This window comes from Lysinibacillus sp. BNK-21, assembly GCF_048684915.1.
GTDB classification, from domain to species: Bacteria; Bacillota; Bacilli; order Bacillales_A; family Planococcaceae; genus Lysinibacillus; species Lysinibacillus capsici.
Window position 1 is genome coordinate 3,357,355 of record NZ_JBLQTS010000001.1, and the last position, 21,813, is coordinate 3,379,167.

Here is a 21,813-nt window from a genome sequence, read left to right on the forward strand (position 1 = left end):
TAGTATGTGCAAAAGAGATTATTATATGTACCAGCCTCCATTTAATCGTACGATTTGTCCTGTCACATAATCAGCTTTACCAGACAAATAAAAACGTACCATTTCAGCCACATCTTTTGTTTGTCCAATGGAGCCTAGTGGGATATCGTCCAAAATGTATTGAAGCTCTTCTTGATTTAGATGGCTGTTCATTGAGGTATTTATAAAACCAGGAGCAATAGCATTCACTCTAATCCGAGATAATGCCGCTTCTTTTGCATAGGATTTAACAAAAGCATGTTGCGCACCCTTAACAGTTGCATAAAGTGCCTCCCCCGCTGAGCCAGCTTCTCCCCAAATGGAACCTATAAATAGTACATAGCTCACTTCATGCTTGCGAAGTTTTCCAGAAAGTAAAGCTGTTAGTCTCATAGGATTTTGAACATGAACACGCCATAAAGCATCCATATCCTCGACTGTCGTATCTTCAAGCAATGAATAGTGGGCTTGTCCATTGGCAAAAACAATAGCCTGCACATTGAAAATTTGCGCGGCTACTAATTCTGCTCCATTAACAATTGAAAAATCCCCCTGTACAAGCATAAATTCTTGTGCAGGGAAATTTTCGGAAAGCATTTCACATAATCTCTGTGCCGCATTTTGATTGTTTGAATAATGTACATAGATAGACCAGCCGTCCTCAGCTAAGCTTTGACAAATGGCATGACCGATATCACCTGATGCACCTAAAACAAGGGCAAATTTTTTCACTGTGCATCCTGCTTACTTGGCAGAATTTTAAAGACCGTTTGCTGTGTTTCACCTTGGATAGAAGCGAATGCTTTTTGTAAATCATCCACAGTTAATGTCTCAAGTACTGGTACTACATCAAATAAATTCATGTCATTAAAGGAATATCGTGTGAATTGGTTTGCGATAAACTCGATCGAATTTAGTGCACGTAGGAAGAACCCAATTTTTTTGCGTTTTATACGATCCAAACCAGCACGATCAAACTGGCTATTTCCTTCATATTTTGCTAATTCGTCCATAATCGTTTTTGCCAATTTATCAGGCTCTGCTGAATCTGATCCGATCATGGCAAACCCAAAACCATTTTCTAAGGTAAAATCAAAAGCATAAGTCTCATCAATTAAACCTTCCTCGTAAACACGTTCATAAAAATCAGAGGTACGTCCAAAAATAAGCTCAAGTGCAATTTGAACCGACAACTCATGCTTTAACATGTCCTGACCTGATAAATTAGTGTCTTTCGCTTTTAAACCTACATAAATTTTTGGTTTTTGAACATCCATATTTAATGTACGTTCTTTCATAGCTACCTCTGTTGGTTCTATATCAAAGAAGCGTTGAATAGGCGTTGGTTCTGGGAACTCTTTTTTACCTTGATTCTCACGAATAAACGTCATCATTTCTTCTGGTTCAACAGCACCAATCACAAATAACAACATATTCGAAGGATGATAAAACGTATTGTAGCACGTATATAAGTGCTCGGCTGTAATGCCATCAATCGATTCAATTGTACCAGCGATATCAATCTTTACAGGATGATGATGATACATATTTTCGATTGTGCCAAAGTATAGACGCCAGTCTGGTTGATCATCATACATTGTAATTTCTTGCCCGATAATTCCTTTTTCTTTATTGACAGTAGCTTCTGTAAAGTATGGTTCTTGGACAAAATTCAATAATGTTTCTGTACTTTTATAAATATTGTCAGTAGATGAAAATAAATAAGCTGTACGCGTAAACGATGTAAATGCATTCGCAGAAGCACCATATTCGCTAAATTTTTGGAAAACGTCTCCATCCTCTTTTTCGAACATTTTATGCTCTAAAAAGTGTGCAATACCATCTGGTACAGTAATACTTTCTGTTTCACCAATTGGCACGAACGTACGATCGACAGAGCCGTACTTTGTTGTAAATGTAACAAATGTTTTGGAAAAGCCTTTTTTCGGCAATATATAAACATCTAAGCCATTGTCTAGTTTTTCATAATAAAGTATTTCATCTAATTGTTTAAATTCTATTGTTTTCATTGTGCGGCTTGCTCCTTTCCACATAAGAAATAGACCGCTTCAAGCTGCACTTGCTTTGCCATTGCAACAACATCTTCTTTTGTCACAGCTTTCCACTTATTTGCCCAGGCTTGAACTGAGAATTCCTCAGGTAAATCCTTATATTGATCAAAAATTTCAATTTGACCTCGTGCCGAATCTAAGGATTCTTTTAGCTGATTCGTCAGCATAGCCTTTGTTTGCTCCAGCTCTAAATCTGTAATGTCCCCAGCCTGCATGACGGCAAGTTGTTCTTTAATTAAAGATAGCGCTTTTTCTTCATTTTTAGCTTCAATCCCAGATACAACAAATACAAGTCCATAATGCGAAGCATAGGAACTAGAAGCATAATAAGCAAGACTCTCTTTTTCACGAACATTCATAAACAGCTTAGCATGTGGATATCCACCAAAAATCCCATTAAAAATTTGCATCTTAGAGAAATCTGCATCACCAAATCTAACAGGTGTGCTAAAGCCAATATGAAGTTTACCTTGTTTCATTTCATGCTGTTCTCTTACATAATCATTGTCTGGATGTTGTTGGGGGAGTACTGCTGGAACTTCCTCAGGAGTACGATCCTTAAATGGTAGCGCTTTTTTTAATTTCGCAACAATTTCCTCTTCATTAATGTCTCCAGCTACATAAATATCGATTTTGTCGTTAGCTAGCATCGATTGATAAGCCTCAAATAATGAGGCAGGGGTAATCTTTTGAATTTCTTCGACACTACCATTCGCTGAAATTGATGCTGGCTCATTTGGTCTCAAGATTTGTTGAAGACGGAATTGAGCAAAGCGAGATTTATCGTCAAAAATAGATTCAATACGTTGAATAACTGTCTTTTTCTCACGCTCAACAACGGATTCCTTAAAGACACCATTTTCTAGATTAGGCTCAAAAATAGCTGTATGCAATAAACCAAGGACTTCGTTTAAGACACTTGTATTTGCTAGATAATGATCATTAACAGTCTCTACATTCATAAGAACCGTATGCTCATTTCCACGCTTCGATGTATCAAAATACAAAACTGTACCATACAAGTCATCTAAAAAGCTTCGAAAAGCAGCAGTTGTCTTATATTTAGCATTACTGTGCTGCAGTACATTTGTTAATACTGTACGCTCTGATGCACTTTTAGCCGTTAATGCTCTTCTCCATTTAATTGAAAAATTTACGGTTTTAAATTGGGTCGTTTGTCGGATATGCAAATTGACACCTTTTGCAAAAGGTATTGTTTTAAACATATGAAACCCTCCTATCCTTCTTAATATAACGATGTACTACACATACTATACATGTCTATTGTCTATAATTGCAAAAGGAATCCAAAGTATGTATGGGAAAAATTAAAAATTACGCCAATTATAATAAAAAAAGGACCGAGCATAGGCCCAGTCCTTAAAATGCTTTTCTTAGCGTTTACCTTTAATATAAGGTTGTCCACTCGCTTTTGGAGCGTTTGCTTTACCAATAAAGCCTGCTAAAGCAAGAATTGTTAACACATACGGTAAAATTTGTAGATATACTGCTGGAACATTCTCGATTAGCGGAATTTGATTCCCTGCAATACTTAATGTTTGTGCTAAACCGAAGAATAAGGCTGCACCTAGTGCTCCAATTGGATGCCACTTCCCGAAAATCATTGCGGCAATAGCCATGAAACCTTGACCAGCAATTGTTGCATGTGAGAAGTCGTGTGTAATTGTTTGTGCATACACTGCACCACCAAGACCACCTAATGCCCCTGAAATCATCACGGCAATATAGCGCATTTTATTTACATTTATACCCATTGTATCTGCTGCCATTGGATGTTCACCCACGGCACGCAAACGCAAGCCGAATGGCGTTTTATAAATGATAAACCATGCCCCGAATGCTACAGCGAACGCTAAAATAGATGTGCTGTAAACATCATGGAACAGTAAACGACCGAAGAACGGAATATCCTCTAAGTAAGGGACACCGAAACGACGAATCGGTTGGTCAATCATATCTGTTTGACCTTTATCATAAATCATTTTTACTAAGAATACGGTTGCAGCTAAACCTAGTAAGTTAATAGCTACCCCTGATACCGTTTGATCGGCACGGAAAGAAATAGAAGCTACAGCATGGAAAAGTGAGAACACAGCACCAATCACAACAGCTGCTAGCATTGCCACCCAAACTGTTGCTGCCCCTAATGATGAAGCGAATTCTAAATTGACAAAAATACCAACAAACGCACCGACAATCATTAAGCCTTCTAGCCCGATGTTGACAACACCAGAGCGTTCAGAGAATACCCCACCGATGGCCGTAAAAATCAAAGGTGTTGCATAAAGAATCGCTGAAGGGATGATGAAATATAACATTTCTAAAAAGCTCATGTTATTGTCCCTCCTTTTTCTTGCTCAGCTTTTGTAAGCCTACTCGAATAATATAGCCTGATGCAACGAAGAAGATAATCAATGCAATAATAATGGATACGATTTCTTCTGGAATACCCGCAGCATTTGGCATATTTAATGCACCATATTTTAAAGAACCAAAAAGGGATGCTCCAAACACTACTCCAAGTGGTGTATTGGCTCCAAGAAGCGCAACGGCGATACCGTCAAACCCAATTCCCGTAAAGCCAGGTTTAATGGATGCGTTTTGGAATGTCCCTAAAGCTTCCATCGCACCACCAAGACCTGCAAACATACCAGAAATCGTCATAGCTAAAATGATATTTTTATTGACACTCATACCTGCATAGTCAGCAGCATTTTTGTTAAAACCTACTGCTTTTAGCTCGTAGCCACGTGTTGTTTTTTCTAAAATGAACCACATCACAACTACCATTAAAAGTGCAACAATGATCCCATAGTGAAGACTTGAATTGTCTGTAAGCTCTCTTAAAAACGGAGAACGTAAAGAAGCTGACTCATGGATACGTTCTGTTTTAAAGCTGCCATCGGACAATTTTTTAATCACTGCATTTGCAATATAAAGTGCAGTGTAGTTCAGCATAATTGTCGCAATAACTTCGTGAACTTTAAATTTCGCTTTTAAGAAACCTGCAATAAAGGCCCAAAATGCACCTGCAGCAGCTGCTGCAAGCAATGCTAATGGTAAGTGAATGATTTTAGGAAGTTCAAACGCATAACCTACCCAAGCAGCGGCTAGCCAACCTAAAATTAGCTGACCTTCAACACCGATATTGAAGAGCCCTGTACGGAATGCAAATGCTACCGCAAGACCTGCTAAAATATATGGTGTAATTTGACGAATTGTGTTCCCGATTGAATATGAATCTCCAAAAATACCTGTCCAAAGAGCGATATAACCTTGCACTGGGTCATAGCCACTGACTACCATAACGATAGCCCCTACAATTAAACCGATAATGATAGAGATGATAGGAACGAGGATATTAATGACACGATTTGACATTAGTCGTTCCCCTCCTTCGCATCACGCTTTATATTTTTTTTACTTTGTCCTGCCATTAGTAAGCCTAGCTCTTGTTCAGTCGTTTCTTTCGGATTTAACTCATCAACAATTTGTCCATCATAGATAACAGCAATTCGATCCGAAACATTCATCACCTCATCTAATTCAAATGAGATTAACAAAACGGCTTTCCCTTTATCACGTTGCTCAATTAGACGAGAATGAATGAATTCAATAGCTCCTACGTCAAGTCCACGTGTTGGTAGAGCAGCAATTAGTAGATCAGGGTTACGGTCAATTTCACGACCAATAATTGCTTTTTGTTGGTTACCACCAGATAATGCACGAGCTGGTGTCATCTCTCCATTACCAGTACGCACATCATACTCTTTAATGATTTGGCGAGCTTTCTCTGACACCTTTTTATAGTCCATCACAAAGCCCTTCGCTATTGGAGATTGGTAATATGTTTGCAATGCAATATTATGACCAATTGGGAAATCTAAAACTAATCCATGCTTATGACGGTCTTGTGGAATATGTCCTACGCCTTCCTCTGTAATTTTACGAGGCTTCATGTTAGTAATATCTTTACCATTCAGCTTGACTTTACCACTTTTAATTTTGCGTAGACCTGTAATGGCTTCTATTAACTCGGATTGACCATTACCATCAATACCAGCAATACCTACGATTTCACCTTTACGAACATTTAAATTAAGACCTTTAACTTTATCAATATTTCGATAGTCTGTAACAACCAAGTTCTCAATCGCAAGCACTTCGTCAGTCGGGGTTGCATCCGTTTTTTCCGTTTTGAATTCAACCTGACGGCCAACCATCATTTCAGCAAGCTGATCAGGATTTGTGGCAGCGGTTACAACTGTGCCAATCCCTTCTCCCTTACGGATAATCGTCACACGGTCTGAAACTTCCATAATTTCTTTTAGCTTATGCGTAATTAAAATAATGGATTTACCCTCTGCGATAAGACGGCGCATTATTTGAATTAATTCGGTAATTTCTTGCGGTGTTAATGATGCAGTTGGTTCATCAAAAATTAAAATTTCGGCACCACGATACAATGTTTTTAATATTTCTACACGCTGTTGCATACCAACCGTGATATCCTCGATTTTGGCGTTCGGATCAACATCTAATCCATACTTTTCAGAAAGTGCTTGTACTTTCTTAGCCGCATCTTTTATATTCACAATTCCCATTTTAGTAGGCTCAGTGCCTAAAATGATATTTTCTGTTACCGTAAAGTTTTCTACCAACATAAAATGTTGATGCACCATGCCAATCCCTAAATCATTGGCAATATTCGGGTTTGTAATTTTTACAGCCTTCCCACGTACACGAATTTCGCCACCCTCTGGTTGATACAAACCAAAAAGGACGTTCATCAAAGTCGATTTACCTGCACCATTTTCACCTAGCAATGCATGAATCTCGCCTTGTTTCAGTTGGAGGGTGATATTATTATTCGCCACGAAATTACCGAATTCTTTACGGATTCCTAGCATTTCAATCACATAATCCAAATTTGTCACTCCCTTAATAGGCACTATTATTAAGTATTTTCATCTTAGCGTATAGTATCTGCTGCTACATGATGGATGGTACAGATAAGCCATACGTCCAGTAATAAATTTTCTACTAGAGGCTATATTTTATTACCGATTTAATATCCCACCTATAGAGGTAGATGTTTTGCTAAATTAATACAGGAAAGGTCATCGTTAGAAACCTTTCTTCTATTAACTTGTTACCATCATTATTCAAATCATAATTACTACCTCTATAAGGTTTCTATAAATCTAGTTAAATAGAGTATTGCGAATAATCTAAATATAACGATAGATTGAAAAATCATCATAAGGTCCTTCTAAGAGTCCCTTATGATGATCAAAAGATGAATTATTTTTCCACTTTTTCTGGAACTTTGATTTCACCCTTAGCAATTTTTTCTTTATATTCGTCGATTACTTTTTGTACATCTTCTGGAATCGCACCGCGAGAATCCGCAAGTTTAACGCCGTCTTCAGCTAAACCGTAAACAAGTGTTTCTCCACCTGGGAAATCACCATTTTTCGCTCTATTTGAAATATCTACTACTGCTGTATTAACACCTTTTAACATAGAAGTTAATGTAACGTTTGTTTTATCGTCTACTTTACCTTCTTCGTATTGGTCAGCATCTACACCGATAACCCATACATCAGCATTTGGATCTTTCGCTTTACGCTCTTTTGCTTCAGAGAATACACCGTTACCAGTTGCACCAGCAGCGTGGAAGATTACATCTACACCTGAAGAATACATGCTGTTCGCTGTAATTTTACCAAGATCTGCTTTATCAAACGCACCAGTATATTTTACTTGAATATCGATATCTGGGTTTACTGCTTTAGCCCCTTCAACGAAACCAGCGTGGAAACGGTTAATAACTGGAATATCAACGCCGCCTACGAAGCCGATTTTACCTGTTTTAGATGTTTTCGCTGCAGCAACACCTGCTAAGAAAGCACCTTCTTGCTCTTTGAACAGTACGTTTACTACGTTGTCTGCTTCTACTTCAGCATCGATTAATGCAAAGTGGTTATCTGGATTTTCAGAAGCAACTGCATCAATTGCATCAGCCATCATGAATCCGATACCAAATACTAAGTTAAAGTCACGACGAACTAAGTTGTTTAAGTTTGTTTCATAGTCAGCATCTGAAGCTGATTGTAGGTAGTCAAAACCACCATCACCTTTTGATAAATCATGCTCTTTACCGTAAGCTTGTACACCTTCCCATGCAGATTGGTTGAATGATTTGTCATCAACGCCACCTACGTCAGTAACCATCGCTACTGAGAAAGCTTCTTCTGTGCTTTCGCCACCTGAAGCATTGTCATTTTCTTTCGCTGGCTTTTCGTCGTCTTTCGTACCACAAGCACCTAAAATAGCACTTGCCGCTAATACTGATGTTAATACTAAACCAAATTTACGTTTTTTCATTTAATTAACCCCCCAAAGGTATTGTAATTAGCAGGAAAAAATTTAGAAATGTTCTACACCCGTTTACGAACTACATGGAAGCTGAATTTATCAGCTCGGAAATAATTTTTTGAATAGAGCACTACTTGATCATGATCATCATAATGCAATTGCTTTAACACTAAAAGAGCTGTCTCACGTCCACAATTTAAAATCGGTGAGGCTTGTTCATGATACCCAACTGGATCAATATAGGTTACAGCATAAGCTACATGAATTTTGCCAGATTGCTCAAGTGCAGAGAACAGTGAAACTTCTTTTTTTTCGACAAAGTCAGTAGGCAGGAAGCTTGCAGGTAGCCTGTCTATGCAGTATACTACTGGCTCACCATCCGCTGTTCTGACACGTTCAATCGTGAGTATTTTATCGTCGCCATCACTTTGGAAGCGTTTTAAATCTTCCTCAGAAGGCACATGCTCAGTCGCTTTTAAAAATCGCGAACCTGGCTCCATACCTGCTGCCTCGATCATAGAAGAAATACTAGATAAATGCTCGATGCCTGATGTAAACAACGGCTTCGGGTTGACAAAAGTCCCAACCCCATGTCGGCGCACAATCACATTTTCCTCTTCCAACAGTCGAAGTGCTTCTCTAAGTGTTGCTCGACTGACTCCTAGTGATTTCGATAATTCAAATTCTGAAGGCAGCTTTTCATTTTCTTTAAAAATGCCAGCCTCGATGTCAGATTTTAAACGATCGATTACTTGAAGATAGAGATGACGATGATCTGCTTTAATAGTCACATATATCACCACCAAAATCAGAGATCAGACATCTGATGTACAACATTCCTACTAATCGTTCATAAATATAACATTTTTGCAGAATGAAATAAACAGTTTTGAGTAAAATCTGTTATAGAATTCATTCTTTCTTTATTTTATCTGCAAATTTTTGGACAAAAATACAAATGCTCTCACCATTTTCGTCTTCATTTTTTGCTTAGTTATCGTATTGGTGAACAAGTACTTGACGAGGTTTACTACCCTCTGGAGGCCCAACAATACCGCGTTGCTCCATCTGATCAACAATACGTGCAGCTCTTGAATAACCAATACGGAAGCGACGTTGAAGCATAGAGACAGATGCTGTTTGCATATTGACAACTAATTGGACTGCTTCATCATACAAATCATCTGTTTCCTCTAAAATGGTCTCTTCTTCAGTAGGAATCATCTCCTCCTGATACTGAGCTTTTTGCTGTTCTATAACAAAATGAACGACTGCCTCCACTTCTTGATCTGATAAAAAGGCACCCTGCACCCTTTTTGGTTTAGAAGCTCCAGCAGGTAAAAATAACATATCGCCTCGTCCTAATAATCGTTCAGCTCCACCCATGTCTAAAATTGTTCTTGAGTCAATCGCGGAAGAAACTGCAAAAGCAATTCTGGATGGAATATTTGCTTTAATGACACCTGTTAAAACATCTACACTTGGTCGTTGTGTGGCAATAATCAAATGAATGCCAGCTGCCCTTGCCATTTGCGCTAAACGTGTAATCGAATCCTCTACATCACTTGATGCGACCATCATCAAATCCGCTAACTCATCTACAATAACCACAATATAAGGTAGCTTTGGATGCTTTTCCTCTGTTTGATCATTAACCTTTTGGACATGTGCATTATAGCCCTCAATATTTCTTGTACCTGTATGAGAAAACAAATCATAGCGGCGTTCCATTTCAGATACCACTTTTTTCAGTGCTTGCGAAGCTTTACGTGCATCCGTTACGACAGGCGCTAATAAATGTGGAATCCCATTATAAACGTTTAATTCAACCATTTTTGGGTCTATCATCATGAGCTTCACTTCATGCGGTTTTGTACGCATTAGTATGGATACAACAATGCCATTTATGCAAACACTTTTCCCACTACCTGTAGAACCAGCTACAAGTAAATGTGGCATTTTATTGAGCTCTGCTAATACAGCTTGTCCTGTAATATCTCGACCAAATGCTACTTGTAATAATGCTTCAGGCTTAGCACCATCTTTCGATTCTAATACCTCACGAAGTGTTACAATGGCTACCTCACTATTAGGTACTTCTATACCAATCGCAGATTTCCCAGGAATTGGCGCTTCCATACGAATATCTTTAGCTGCCAATGCTAATGCAAGATCATCTTGCAAATTGACAATTTTGCTTACTTTCACACCGATATCTGGTAAAATCTCGTACTTCGTAACAGCAGGACCTAAATGCACCTGTGTCACCTTTGCCTTTACGCCAAAACTTTGTAATGTCTGCTCAAGCTTTTTGGCATTTGCCTGAATCACTGAATATTCACCACTTTGATCATGTTGTGGAGGTAATTGTAATAAATTATATGATGGGAGCTGATAATCTGCATTTTCTACTGCATCTGTGCCCTGAATCTGGACATCATCCGATGCTTCTTCAAGTTCATTTTCCACCATGTGAGTTGTATCAATCACTTCTCTTTCCTGTGAAACATTCTGTGTAAAAGCAGAAATAATTGGTTCATGTGGTATTTCTTCTTCTTGTTCAAGCATATCTATAGATTGATTAACAGCTGCTACTTCATCCCCACTCTCTACTCTTGAACGACGATTATTTGGTTTTCTCGGTGTATTTTTTTTCTTATCACGATGCTTTTTTTTCCATTTACCAAATATATCTGGCGTTTTTTCTGCTAAATAAGGCACTAATGCTTTACCAGTGACAAGAATTAAACCAATAAAGAAAATAACCCAAGCAACAACTTTTGCCCCCGAGGCTTCAAACAGCACATGAAGCCCACTAAATAGTAGGGCACCAATCATGCCACCCCCTAAAGCATTACTACGATGAATGATACCATCTGTATTAATCAAAATTCGCCATGATTCACGTAGCACAGAATCAGATAGTAGACCACCTGATTTGGATAGTTGTTCAAATAATATGCCATGACTAAAAATCGTTAAGCTCATAACAATGAGGAACATGCCAAGTATTAATCGATCCTTTATCCCAACTTTTTTACGACCAATCATCATTAACAATGCAACAAATATAAGCATAAATGGAACAGCAAAATGTAAATTACCAAAAAGGAACATGGCGATTGTTTGTAGAATCCGCCCGATCATGCCGTATTCAAAAATCATAATGACTGCTAATGCAATTAAGAGCAACCCTAATATTTCGTACATAAGCGGATGCATTTCTTTTTTTTCTGTTGTCGCTTTACTTTTAGTAACTTTTTTTCTCTTACTAACTGCCATCAAATTCACCTTCTTCTGCAATCCATTCTATATATGTAGCGAATCATCACATGTAGAACTTGAATATTTCAAAAAAAGGATTTTCCACCGCAATTGGGAGAAAATCCTTTATCATTTATTTTTTCCTCAAAGCATATACGATGAGCTTGTTCAATTAATATTCCATAATAATAGGAATAATCATTGGGCGACGTTTTGTTTTTTGGAATAAATACGTATTTAGCGTATCTCTAATTTCTTGTTTTATGTTCGTCCATTCAAAGGTTTCTTTCCCAACGTACTTTTCTATCACATTCCTCGCAATGTCAGAAGCCTCAATCATTAATTCCTCTGATTCTCGTACATAGACAAAGCCTCGTGATAAAATTTCTGGCCCAGAGGCAATTTTCTTTTGTGCTCGATTTAATGTTACCACCACAATGAAAATACCATCCTGCGATAATAATTTACGGTCACGAAGGACAATATTACCTACATCGCCTACACCAATACCGTCAATTAAGACATTACCAGCTTGTACACGACCACTCATGCGCATTTTATTATTTTTATATTCTACGATATCCCCTTTATCAGCGATAAAAATTTGGGATTTTTGCATACCTAGCTGTTGTGCTAATTTAGAATGCGCAATTAGCATACGGTATTCTCCTTGTACGGGAATAAAGTACTTTGGTTGCATCAAGTTTAGCATCAGCTTTAAATCTTCTTGGCTACCATGTCCTGAAACATGGACATTTTTGCTAGAAGTCAAAATTTCAGCGCCTGCTTTTGACATAGAGTTCATTGTATTCGCCATTTGAACTTCCATGCCAGGAGAAGGTGTAAAGGTAATTAGTACCGTGTCACCTTGTTTAATTTTAATGTCACGATGGTGCTTACGGACAATTTTTTCTAAAGCATCGAGAGGTTCTCCTCTGTTGCCTGTTGCAATAATGATAATTTCATCATCTTGATATTTTTGCATTTCCGAGATCGGAATAATTGTATCTTCTTCGACTGTTAAATAACCAAGCTGTACGCCTAAATCAACTGCCTTTTCCAATGGTTTGCCCACAATTACAACCTTACGGAATGATTTCTGTGCTTGAGCAAATACTTGTTGAATTCGAATAAAATTCGATGCGTAAACAGCTACTAAAATACGACCTGGTGCTGAGTGGAATGTTTTTGATAATTGTTCTTCAATGACAATCTCTGATGTCGTATATCCTGGTCGCTCAGCTTCGCAAGACTCAGATAGTAAAATGAAAACGCCGTCTTCTCCTAGCTGTGCCATTTTTGCTAAATCAGGTTTAAATTTACCTGTCGCTGACTGATCGAATTTAAACTCTCCTGTATGAACAATCGCGCCTTCAGATGTATGGAACACTACCCCTAACGAATCGGGAATACTATGTGTTGTGTGGAAGAATGTTACATACGTTGAGTTAAAATTCATACGACTACGGTTTGTTACTTCAAAAAACTTCACTTGATGTGGTGCAGGTAATTCTTTTAAATGTTCCTTTGCTAATGCAATAGTTAATTTCGATCCGTACACAGGTGCCTTTATTTTTTGTAATACATAGGCAATAGAGCCAATTGCATCTTCATGACCATGTGTTAAGAAAATACCTTTCACACGTTCTTTATTTTCTTCTAAGTAAGTAATGTCAGGAATCACGATATCTATACCTAGCATTTCATCTTCTGGGAACATTAAGCCGCTATCCACCACAAATAGCTCTTCATCAATTTCTACTACGTACATGGCTTTCCCAATTTCGCCTACACCACCAAGAGGGATGATGCGGATTAATTCATTTTTCTTTTTTGTCAATTTATTTCCTCCTAAAAAATATCCCGAACAGCAACCACTTAACATTTATTATACGGTTTGCAAAGCTTTTGCACAAATTAAAAATACATGTTTCACGTAGGAAATAGATTTTCCTGCTATTTGCTTATTACTAGCAGATGGAAAACAAATATTGGCTATCCTGTATAAATAGAGCTAAATAAGTATTTGTAAGGACGAGGAGTTACAAATTTTGTACATACTTTTTATTTAAAAAATATAAAAAACGAGGCTGAAATGCTATCAGCCTCGCTCTTATTTATCTAAAACTTTTCGCTTTTTCTTGATACGTATCCCAAATTCGGTCAAAATTAGCTTTCTCTTCATCTGTCATTTCCATCATCGGCAAACGAACATTGAGTGTATCAAATCCTAATTTTGTCATCGCATATTTAATCGGTGAAGGGTTGGGCTGAGCGAACAGCGCACGTACTAAAGGTAATAAGGCTCGGTGAATTTGGGCTGCTAGCTTATGATTTCCTTCTTCAAACGCTTTAATCATTAATTGCATATCATTGCCTACCACATGGGCAGCTACAGAAATAACACCTGCTCCACCAATGGCCATTAGTGGGAGTGTTAAACCATCGTCCCCACTATACACTAAGAAATCATCAGCTGGATCAACATTCTCAATAACATCACCCATCTGATCTAAGTTACCGCTAGCTTCCTTAATCCAAGCAATATTAGGAATCTTGCTTAATGCAACAGAAGTTTCATAGGCAACATTGACCCCAGTACGCCCTGGAACATTATAAAGCATAACAGGGAGACTCGTTTGTTTAGCAATGGTTTCAAAGTGAGCATAAATCCCACGTTGATTTGGCTTATTATAGTAAGGAGCTACAAGCATAATGCCGTCTGCTCCATTTTCTTCTGCCTTATGTGTCATCGCGATAGAGTAAGCTGTTTCATTATCCCCAGTACCTGCAATAACTGGTACGCGACCTGCTACTTTCTCTACGGTAAAGCGTACAACTTCAATTTTCTCTTCTGTAGACATAGTTGGGTTTTCAGAAGTCGTACCACAAGCAACAATACAATCAGTACCATTGTCTATTAAATGATTAATAATACGTTCTAGTTCTGGATAATTAATCGTGCCATCATTTTTGAACGGCGTAATCATTGCCGTTCCAATTCGACCTAAATTCATCCTTACACCCCTCTTATAGTAAGTTATCCTCAAGCATTGCTTCTGCAATTTGGATAGAGTTTAATGCGGCGCCTTTTAATAAATTATCAGAAACGATCCATAGATGGAACCCTTTGCTGTTGTCTAAATCTTGACGGATACGTCCTACAAAAGTAGCGTCTTCCCCTTCTGCATAAATAGGCATTGGGTAAGTTTGTGTTGCAATATCATCTTGTAATACCACACCTGGTGCGTTGCGTAATACTTCGAAAATCTCTTGGATTGACGCGTCTTTCTCTACCTCAATATAAACAGATTCAGAGTGACCTGAAACGACTGGCACACGAACACAAGTAGCAGCTACTTTTAGCTCTGGTGCATGCATGATTTTTTTCGTCTCATTAATCATTTTCATTTCTTCGTATGTAAATCCATTATCTGTGAATTTATCGATTTGTGGAATGACATTACGAGCAATTGGGTAATGACGTTTATCACTACCAGACGGTAAAATATTTGCTTCTACATCTTTACCTGCATCCCAGTTTTCGCTTTGTGCCTTTAATTCTTGGATCGCAGAAATCCCTGCACCTGATACTGCCTGATAAGTTGAAACAATTACTTTTGTTAAACCAAATGCATGACGAATTGGTTCAAGCGCAGCTACCATTTGAATTGTCGAGCAGTTTGGATTCGCAATAATTCCCTTATGCTTCGCTAAGTCGCCTCTATTCACTTCAGGCACGACAAGCGGTACCTCTGGATCCATACGAAAATGGCTCGTATTATCAATAACTACTGCACCCCGCTTAGCTGCTTCTGGTGCAAGCACAGCTGATACTGAACCACCAGCTGAGAATAAAGCGACATTGACGCCTTCGAAAGCCTCAGGTGTCGCTTCTTCAATTGTATATGTTTCCCCATCAAATTCGATTGATTTTCCTGCTGAACGAGCAGAAGCTAGAAATTTAATATGTCCAATCGGAAATTTACGTTTAATCAACTGCTCCATCATTTTCGATCCTACTGCACCTGTTGCCCCAACAACCGCAACTGTTAACTGCTTTGTCATCTGTCATCTCTCCTTGAATACATGTTCCATAATGTGTGCTATTGTATCACAAAAATACTGAAAATTGTGTGTAATCTCTTATTTATTTGAAATATTGTATCAACAGCGGTTGTAATTGCTTTTTCTGCGTAATTGCTGCATGAACAGTATCCACCATTTGCTCAAAATCAGCAATTAAAGAATTTGGTTTGGAGTGAGGGGCATCCTGACCAAAGGGAATAAAATATATATTTTTAGCATTTAACAGCTTCATAATATTTATGCCATTTAAGCCTAGTGCATCGTTTGTGGAAATACCTAAAACTACAGGCGAACCATTACGCAAAGTTGCCTTTGCTGCCATTAACACAGGACTATCTGTTGCCGCATTAGCAAATTTACTTATACTATTCCCTGTCATGGGGGCTATGACCATTGCATCTAATGGATTGGATGGGCCAAATGGCTCCGCCTCTTTTATAGAAGAAATAACTTTTTCTCCTGTCAAAGCTTCTATTTTGGCAATCCACTCTTCACCTGTACCAAAGCGTGTAGCTGCATGTAAAACGGAATGGGTAATGATTGGAATAACTGTTGCTCCGACATCAATAAAATTTTGGATTTTAGGTACTACATCTTCATACGTACAATGAGAAGCAGTAATACCTAAGCCAATTCGTTTCCCCGTTAACAATTTTCTTCCTCCTCTATTGCCTTGCACAATATTGTAGCTGCATCATGTGCAAAGTATTTCCCAGGCAATGATGGCAATAGTACATACGTTTGTAATTGATCAGAATCTATATCTAAACATCCTGGCTCTGAAGCCAAGTCATATAAAACAGTTGGAACATGCTCTATAAAAGACTCTGTAATCCATTTAGCAGGAATTGTATTAATAAAAATGCCATCTGTAATAGACCATTGGCGATCATCTAAATTCGTGGCTTTATAACCATAAGCTTTTGCTTCACTCACTTGTACAACTGAACGTGCAACAATATGAACATTTGCACCCATCTTAACTAGTAAAGAGGCGAGCATTTTTGCGATGCGACCAAAACCTGCGATTGTGAAATTTTGTCCGTAAATACATTTTTGCTCGAGTCCGTAAAACGTGGCGATAAATCCCTCCGCTGTTAATCGAGCATTTTGCCAAATAAATGATTCTTGTTGTAAATAGCAAATAGATTCATTTTTCTCTAGTAATTGCTTCCAATGCATTGTTAATCGACCTGTATAAAATTTCACTTGTGATATACCATAGAGCTGCTCAACTTCTATTTTTAATGGAAGAATAGGTAATACGATTTTATTAGGCTGGAATTCTAAAACAAGTTTATTTAACTCTTCGTTCCATACGGTTGTTCTTTTATAAAATACTGTTCTCGATGGACTTCTTAGCATTGTAGCTAGTTCCTTTAATCGGGAGTCCTCACCGATAACAAGCCATTTTTCGTTTTCCAAAAGCTCACCTCACTGTAAATATTCTGACTGTACTGTAGATGTCTTATTAAATAAAATACGATCTTCACCAATTAAAATAATTTCGTGCCAAGGTATCATTTCACTAACTTTCATTTTCTTTTTTTGGAATGGTAGTTTATCTTTCACAATTTCAAAACCATGTATTTTTCCTGTTTGCACATCTAATAGGCATTCTGTATGTGCCAGGATGCCAAAATGTACGCCACCCTCAATTTGAATTAACTCCTTATCCACCATCTCAGATAGTAGCATGCCTCATCTCCCTCCTTGAGCCGTTACCTCAATATATGCGGACTTTTTGCAAATCGTGACCCCTACCTAAAGTACGAATATGTTGCATTTCCATCGCCTTCTGTATATAGTGTATATATACAGTTATAAGAGGTGATGATTTGTGCATATCCATTTAAGTAATGCGAGTGAAAAACCTATTTATGAGCAAATCACCATACAGCTCAAAGAGGCTATTTTAGCTAATAAATTACAGGCTGGTGATGCACTACCGTCTATCCGCGCTTTAGCAAAGGATTTAAAAATAAGTGTGATGACCACTAAACGTGCCTATGCTGATTTAGAGCGAGATGGTTTCATTGAAACTGTCGCTGGTAAAGGGAGCTTTGTCACAGAACGAAATCAAGACTTTCTACGTGAGGAGCTATTACGGCAGGTAGAGGGGCATTTGCAAAAGGCAGCAAAAATAGCGAAAACCGCTGGACTTTCTAGTGAAGAATTACAAGAACTACTATCTTTAATGTTAGAGGAGGATAAGTAATATGAATGCCATTGAAATTCATGATCTACATAAGGGCTTTGAAGGCTTTTTTCTTAAAGATATAAGTTTTTCCGTCCCTCAAGGCACGGTAATGGGTTTTGTTGGAGAAAACGGGGCTGGCAAATCAACAACGATAAAATGCATGCTGAATTTAATAAAAAAAGAATATGGCGAAATTTTGCTATTTGGCAAAGATCATGTCGAACACGAACTATCGATAAAAAACGACATCGGCGTTGTATTTGACGATTTACATGTACCAGAAACGCTAAATGCGACGCAACTCGACAAAATCATGAGAAAAGTATTTCAAACATGGGATTCAGACTATTATTTTGAAAGATTAGCTCAATTTAAGGTGCCAAAGAGGAAGAAGATAAAGGAACTATCACGAGGAATGAGGATGAAGCTATCAATTGCCTTAGCATTGGCACATCATCCAAAATTATTGATTTTAGATGAGCCAACAAGTGGATTAGACCCTATTATTCGGGATGAAATTCTGGATTTATTTTTAGCATTTATGCAGGATGAAACGCACAGCATTTTATTTTCTTCGCATATTACAAGCGATTTAGAAAAAATTGCTGACTATATTACGTTAATTCATAATGGTGAGATTTTATTGAGCGAGAGTAAAGATGCTCTATTATATGAATATGGTATTTTCAAAGGTAACAGTGAGGAAGTAAACGACTTGCCAGAGCATGCTATTCTAAGAACCCGTCCTGGTGCGTTTGGAATAGAAGCATTAGTTCTGAAAAATGAAGTAAATGAGGCTTTCAGACTTGAAAGGCCTTCTATAGAAGATATCATGCTATTTTTCGTGAAAGGTAGTGTTTAAATATGGTAGGACTTATCCTAAAAGATTTAATGACCATTCAACGACAAATGAAAGCACAAGCATTTGTTCTTATATTTCTTCTTATGATGGCGATTTTTATGCAGCAAAGCGCAATGCTTCTAGCTGTTATTGTTTTTATTGTTACGATACAAGCGATAACTGCGCTTAGCTACGATGAACAAAGTAAGTGGGATAAATACGCTAATACTTTACCAATTTCTAAAGCAGATATCGTTTTTAGTAAATATATACTTAGTGTGATGTTAATGATTTTCGGACTTGTTATGGCATTACCTATCCTATTTTTTATCAATTTTTTTACCAAAAACGACATCACTTCAGAATTTTTCCTAACGTTTAATTTGATCATAACATCGGCGCTCTGTTTATTAGCCGTATTACTACCTATCTATATTAAATTTGGCTCTATTAAAGGAAGAATAGTCCTCATTGCGTTTTGTTTTATCCCTGGCTTCTTAACGGGGATGTTTAAAGAATATATCCCTGATATGACTCAAACGTTTCTATATTTAAAGCAATACGTCTATTTAGCACCTTTGGGCGGGCTAATACTGCTCTGCCTCTCCTCTCTAGTTTCTACTGCTATTTATAAAAGAAAAGAGTTTTAGGAGGGATCTCATGCGAGCACTGTTGTTACAAAGAATTGTCGTATAAAAATGGACTATTCTTTTTACAATGACGATATGTTTACTTCTTCATTTTGTACATTTACCTTTTGTAGATAGTCCTTCTATCGGATTATTTGTTGTCGTTATTTCTGCCAACATCGTAGATAATTTATATAAAGGCGACCGTCAAGTAAAGTGGACAATGTATGTCAATACGCTACCTCTATCAAAGAAAACACAATTGCAATCCGATTTTTTATTTTGCTATGGCCTTATTGCATTGCTCTTTATTATCCTTGCGCCTATGTATTTCTCACAACCTGATGCATCTGAAAATTTTATCGAGCATCTTGCTATGTACTTTGCTTATATAAGTAGCGCCTCTTTCCTCATCTGTAGTCAATTTTATATTCAGCATCTTGATGAAACAGAGAGAATGCGAACGGTTAGAATGCTTACAGCTATTGTGCTTATCATTCTGCTAAATTTTGTTATTCATTATTATTTATCACTAGTAGCTGCAAATTTAATTATCTTATTCATACCAACACTGGTTAGTATCCTCATCACTTTTCTTGTGTTTCACAAATGTCTTTATTTATATTTGGCAAAGGAAATTTGCTAAACATTCATCAAAAAATAGGCTGCCTTATTTGGCAGCCTATTTTTAATCGTGTTGAATAGCAAAACAGTCAATTAAAAGGAAATGGATTTCATTGCAGGCTACTTGCTTTCCTATGAGCATATGCAGAGCGGCTTCCTTCGCTACCTCTCCATTTAGAGAGGGTGACATGTCTCGCTATCCCCGGGAATCAAGTACCTTCCTCGCCAGTTTAATAAAGTGTTACCTTTTGGGTAAAGGTTTTCACTACTCATTTTATGGAGGGCTGTTGTCACTTATCCACATTGAAAATAAATGCCAATCTCCTATCTAATAATAGCTTGAACAAATGCTATCTTATTAAAATATCTTTATTCGCTAGGACCTATGATTGAGATAGCTGGCTCTGCTTTTAAAATTTTAGCAATCAGCCGATCCACTGACTCCATCGATACGGCATCTATCGATTTAAGAACCTCGTCTACTGTTCGATGCTTGCGATGAACAAGTTCACTTGTTCCATTTCGATTCATACGAGCTCCCGTCCCTTCTAATCCAAGGACAAAGCTTCCTTTAAGCTGCTCTTTCGCATTATCAAGCTCCTCCTCTGTCACACCACCCGCTACAATATCTAATAAAGTGGCATCAATCGTGTGCTGAAGCTGTGCTAATTGCTGTCGACTAGTACTACCATAAATCGTAAAAGCACCTACATCTGCATAACACGATTGATAGGAGAAAATAGAATAGGCTAGCCCACGTTCTTCTCGTACTTCCTGAAACAATCGAGAACTCATATTGCCTCCAATTATATTGTTAAGCGCAATAAAGCTATACATATCTGGATCTTTTACACCAATTGCTGGATAGGAAATCGCGACATGTGCCTGCTCTGTATCGCGTATTTTTGTAATTTCCCCTGGATAAAATGAAGGATTTGTCAGGACAGGTGCCATAGCATGCGGTGAAGGTTGATAGTGACCAAATAAATCTTCAATCGTTTGCATAAGCTGAGATGAAACATTACCTGCAATAGAAATAACAACGGACTCTGGCCCATAATGTTTATCCATATATTGTCGTATAGCATCTGCTGTAAATGTCTTTAATGTAGCAGCCGTACCTAGTATTGGACGACCGAGTGCGTCATTCGGATACATGACACCCCACAGCTTCTCATGAACGTCATCATCAGGAGCATCTTCGCTCATTAAAATTTCTTCTAATACTACTTGTCGCTCTTTTTCTAATTCTTCTTCCGCAAAGGTAGAATTGAAAAACATATCTGCTAGTATTGTGACCGCAAGCTCCGCATGATGATCTAAAATCTTAGCATAGTAACATGTATTTTCTTTCGATGTGAAGGCATTTAGCTCTCCTCCGATTCGATCAAATTCTTCAGCAATTTGACGAGCTGAACGAGTTGTTGTGCCTTTAAACAACATATGCTCAATAAAATGTGTGATACCATTCTCTTCAGGTAGCTCATAGCGAGAGCCAGCGTTCACAAAGATACCTAATGCCACTGATCTTACATGATCAATTTGCTCTGATACAATTCGAACACCATTCTGACATGTATGTACTTGAACCAAACTATCTCCCCCAATTATAAAAATCCTCTACTTTTCTTCTTGCTACTATCGAAAAAGGCTGCGCAATTTACGCAGCCTTTT

General features: G+C 37.8%; 20 protein-coding genes. 4 read left to right on the forward strand and 16 right to left on the reverse strand.

Going from position 1 to position 21,813, the window contains the following annotated elements:
• Positions 1-21: 21 nt before the first annotated feature.
• The 15 genes from ymfI to ACMGGO_RS17280 all read right to left on the reverse strand — a co-directional run bounded on the left by ymfI (position 22) and on the right by ACMGGO_RS17280 (position 17,543).
• Entirely contained in the window at positions 22-750 is a 729-nt protein-coding gene (gene ymfI / locus ACMGGO_RS17210; RefSeq protein WP_274771975.1) for an elongation factor P 5-aminopentanone reductase, read from the reverse strand.
• Positions 747-2,048 (reverse strand): EF-P 5-aminopentanol modification-associated protein YfmH, encoded by a 1,302-nt coding sequence (yfmH, locus tag ACMGGO_RS17215; protein ID WP_420282104.1) that lies wholly within the window; start codon positions 2,046-2,048, stop codon positions 747-749. Before yfmH ends, ymfI begins: the two co-directional genes overlap by 4 nt.
• The gene (gene yfmF, locus ACMGGO_RS17220; RefSeq protein ID WP_054550536.1) at positions 2,045-3,316 is read right to left on the reverse strand and encodes an EF-P 5-aminopentanol modification-associated protein YfmF; all 1,272 of its coding nucleotides are present in this window, start codon (positions 3,314-3,316) and stop codon (positions 2,045-2,047) included. Before yfmF ends, yfmH begins: the two co-directional genes overlap by 4 nt.
• Positions 3,317-3,484: 168 nt before the next feature.
• Positions 3,485-4,444, reverse strand: coding sequence for an ABC transporter permease (locus ACMGGO_RS17225; protein ID WP_048391533.1), 960 nt, complete (start codon positions 4,442-4,444; stop codon positions 3,485-3,487).
• A 1-nt stretch (position 4,445) separates the two neighbouring features.
• Positions 4,446-5,492, reverse strand: a complete 1,047-nt coding sequence (locus tag ACMGGO_RS17230) for an ABC transporter permease (protein WP_004224945.1) — start codon at positions 5,490-5,492, stop codon at positions 4,446-4,448.
• Complete coding sequence (locus tag ACMGGO_RS17235) at positions 5,492-7,039, reverse strand: ABC transporter ATP-binding protein (protein WP_054550535.1); 1,548 nt, start codon at positions 7,037-7,039, stop codon at positions 5,492-5,494. Before ACMGGO_RS17235 ends, ACMGGO_RS17230 begins: the two co-directional genes overlap by 1 nt.
• 376 nt (positions 7,040-7,415) lie before the next feature.
• Positions 7,416-8,501, reverse strand: coding sequence for a BMP family lipoprotein (locus tag ACMGGO_RS17240; protein WP_048391537.1), 1,086 nt, complete (start codon positions 8,499-8,501; stop codon positions 7,416-7,418).
• 53 nt (positions 8,502-8,554) lie between these two features.
• Positions 8,555-9,283, reverse strand: coding sequence for a GntR family transcriptional regulator (locus ACMGGO_RS17245; protein ID WP_036080379.1), 729 nt, complete (start codon positions 9,281-9,283; stop codon positions 8,555-8,557).
• 199 nt (positions 9,284-9,482) lie between these two features.
• Positions 9,483-11,774 (reverse strand): DNA translocase FtsK, encoded by a 2,292-nt coding sequence (locus tag ACMGGO_RS17250; protein ID WP_420282105.1) that lies wholly within the window; start codon positions 11,772-11,774, stop codon positions 9,483-9,485.
• Positions 11,775-11,928: 154 nt separating this feature from the next.
• On the reverse strand, positions 11,929-13,596 hold the full coding sequence (locus ACMGGO_RS17255) for a ribonuclease J (RefSeq protein WP_048391543.1): 1,668 nt from the start codon (positions 13,594-13,596) through the stop codon (positions 11,929-11,931).
• Between the two features lie 277 nt (positions 13,597-13,873).
• Positions 13,874-14,773 carry a 4-hydroxy-tetrahydrodipicolinate synthase gene (gene dapA, locus ACMGGO_RS17260; protein ID WP_048391545.1) on the reverse strand — a complete coding sequence of 300 codons (900 nt, stop codon included), beginning with the start codon at positions 14,771-14,773 and terminating at the stop codon, positions 13,874-13,876.
• A gap of 13 nt (positions 14,774-14,786) precedes the next feature.
• On the reverse strand, positions 14,787-15,824 hold the full coding sequence (locus tag ACMGGO_RS17265) for an aspartate-semialdehyde dehydrogenase (RefSeq protein ID WP_131521871.1): 1,038 nt from the start codon (positions 15,822-15,824) through the stop codon (positions 14,787-14,789).
• An 82-nt stretch (positions 15,825-15,906) separates the two neighbouring features.
• Positions 15,907-16,497, reverse strand: a complete 591-nt coding sequence (locus tag ACMGGO_RS17270; RefSeq protein ID WP_004224962.1) for a dipicolinate synthase subunit B — start codon at positions 16,495-16,497, stop codon at positions 15,907-15,909.
• Positions 16,491-17,270 (reverse strand): NAD(P)-dependent oxidoreductase, encoded by a 780-nt coding sequence (locus ACMGGO_RS17275; RefSeq protein ID WP_004224963.1) that lies wholly within the window; start codon positions 17,268-17,270, stop codon positions 16,491-16,493. The genes ACMGGO_RS17270 and ACMGGO_RS17275 overlap by 7 nt, the downstream gene beginning before the upstream one ends.
• A 9-nt stretch (positions 17,271-17,279) precedes the next feature.
• Positions 17,280-17,543 (reverse strand): hypothetical protein, encoded by a 264-nt coding sequence (locus tag ACMGGO_RS17280; protein ID WP_004224966.1) that lies wholly within the window; start codon positions 17,541-17,543, stop codon positions 17,280-17,282.
• A gap of 142 nt (positions 17,544-17,685) precedes the next feature.
• Between ACMGGO_RS17280 and ACMGGO_RS17285 the strand changes: the two genes are divergently transcribed.
• From ACMGGO_RS17285 to ACMGGO_RS17300, 4 genes are all read left to right on the forward strand, one after another.
• Complete coding sequence (locus ACMGGO_RS17285) at positions 17,686-18,063, forward strand: GntR family transcriptional regulator (RefSeq protein ID WP_004224968.1); 378 nt, start codon at positions 17,686-17,688, stop codon at positions 18,061-18,063.
• A gap of 1 nt (position 18,064) precedes the next feature.
• Complete coding sequence (locus ACMGGO_RS17290) at positions 18,065-18,907, forward strand: ABC transporter ATP-binding protein (RefSeq protein ID WP_004224974.1); 843 nt, start codon at positions 18,065-18,067, stop codon at positions 18,905-18,907.
• Positions 18,908-18,909: 2 nt separating this feature from the next.
• Positions 18,910-19,536, forward strand: coding sequence for an ABC-2 transporter permease (locus tag ACMGGO_RS17295; protein WP_103117595.1), 627 nt, complete (start codon positions 18,910-18,912; stop codon positions 19,534-19,536).
• Positions 19,537-19,603: 67 nt separating this feature from the next.
• The gene (locus ACMGGO_RS17300) at positions 19,604-20,161 is read left to right on the forward strand and encodes an ABC-2 transporter permease (RefSeq protein ID WP_420282106.1); all 558 of its coding nucleotides are present in this window, start codon (positions 19,604-19,606) and stop codon (positions 20,159-20,161) included.
• 347 nt (positions 20,162-20,508) lie between these two features.
• Here the strand turns inward: ACMGGO_RS17300 and ACMGGO_RS17305 are convergent, their stop codons facing one another.
• Positions 20,509-21,732, reverse strand: a complete 1,224-nt coding sequence (locus tag ACMGGO_RS17305) for a M16 family metallopeptidase (protein WP_054550531.1) — start codon at positions 21,730-21,732, stop codon at positions 20,509-20,511.
• Between the last annotated feature and the right edge of the window lie 81 nt (positions 21,733-21,813).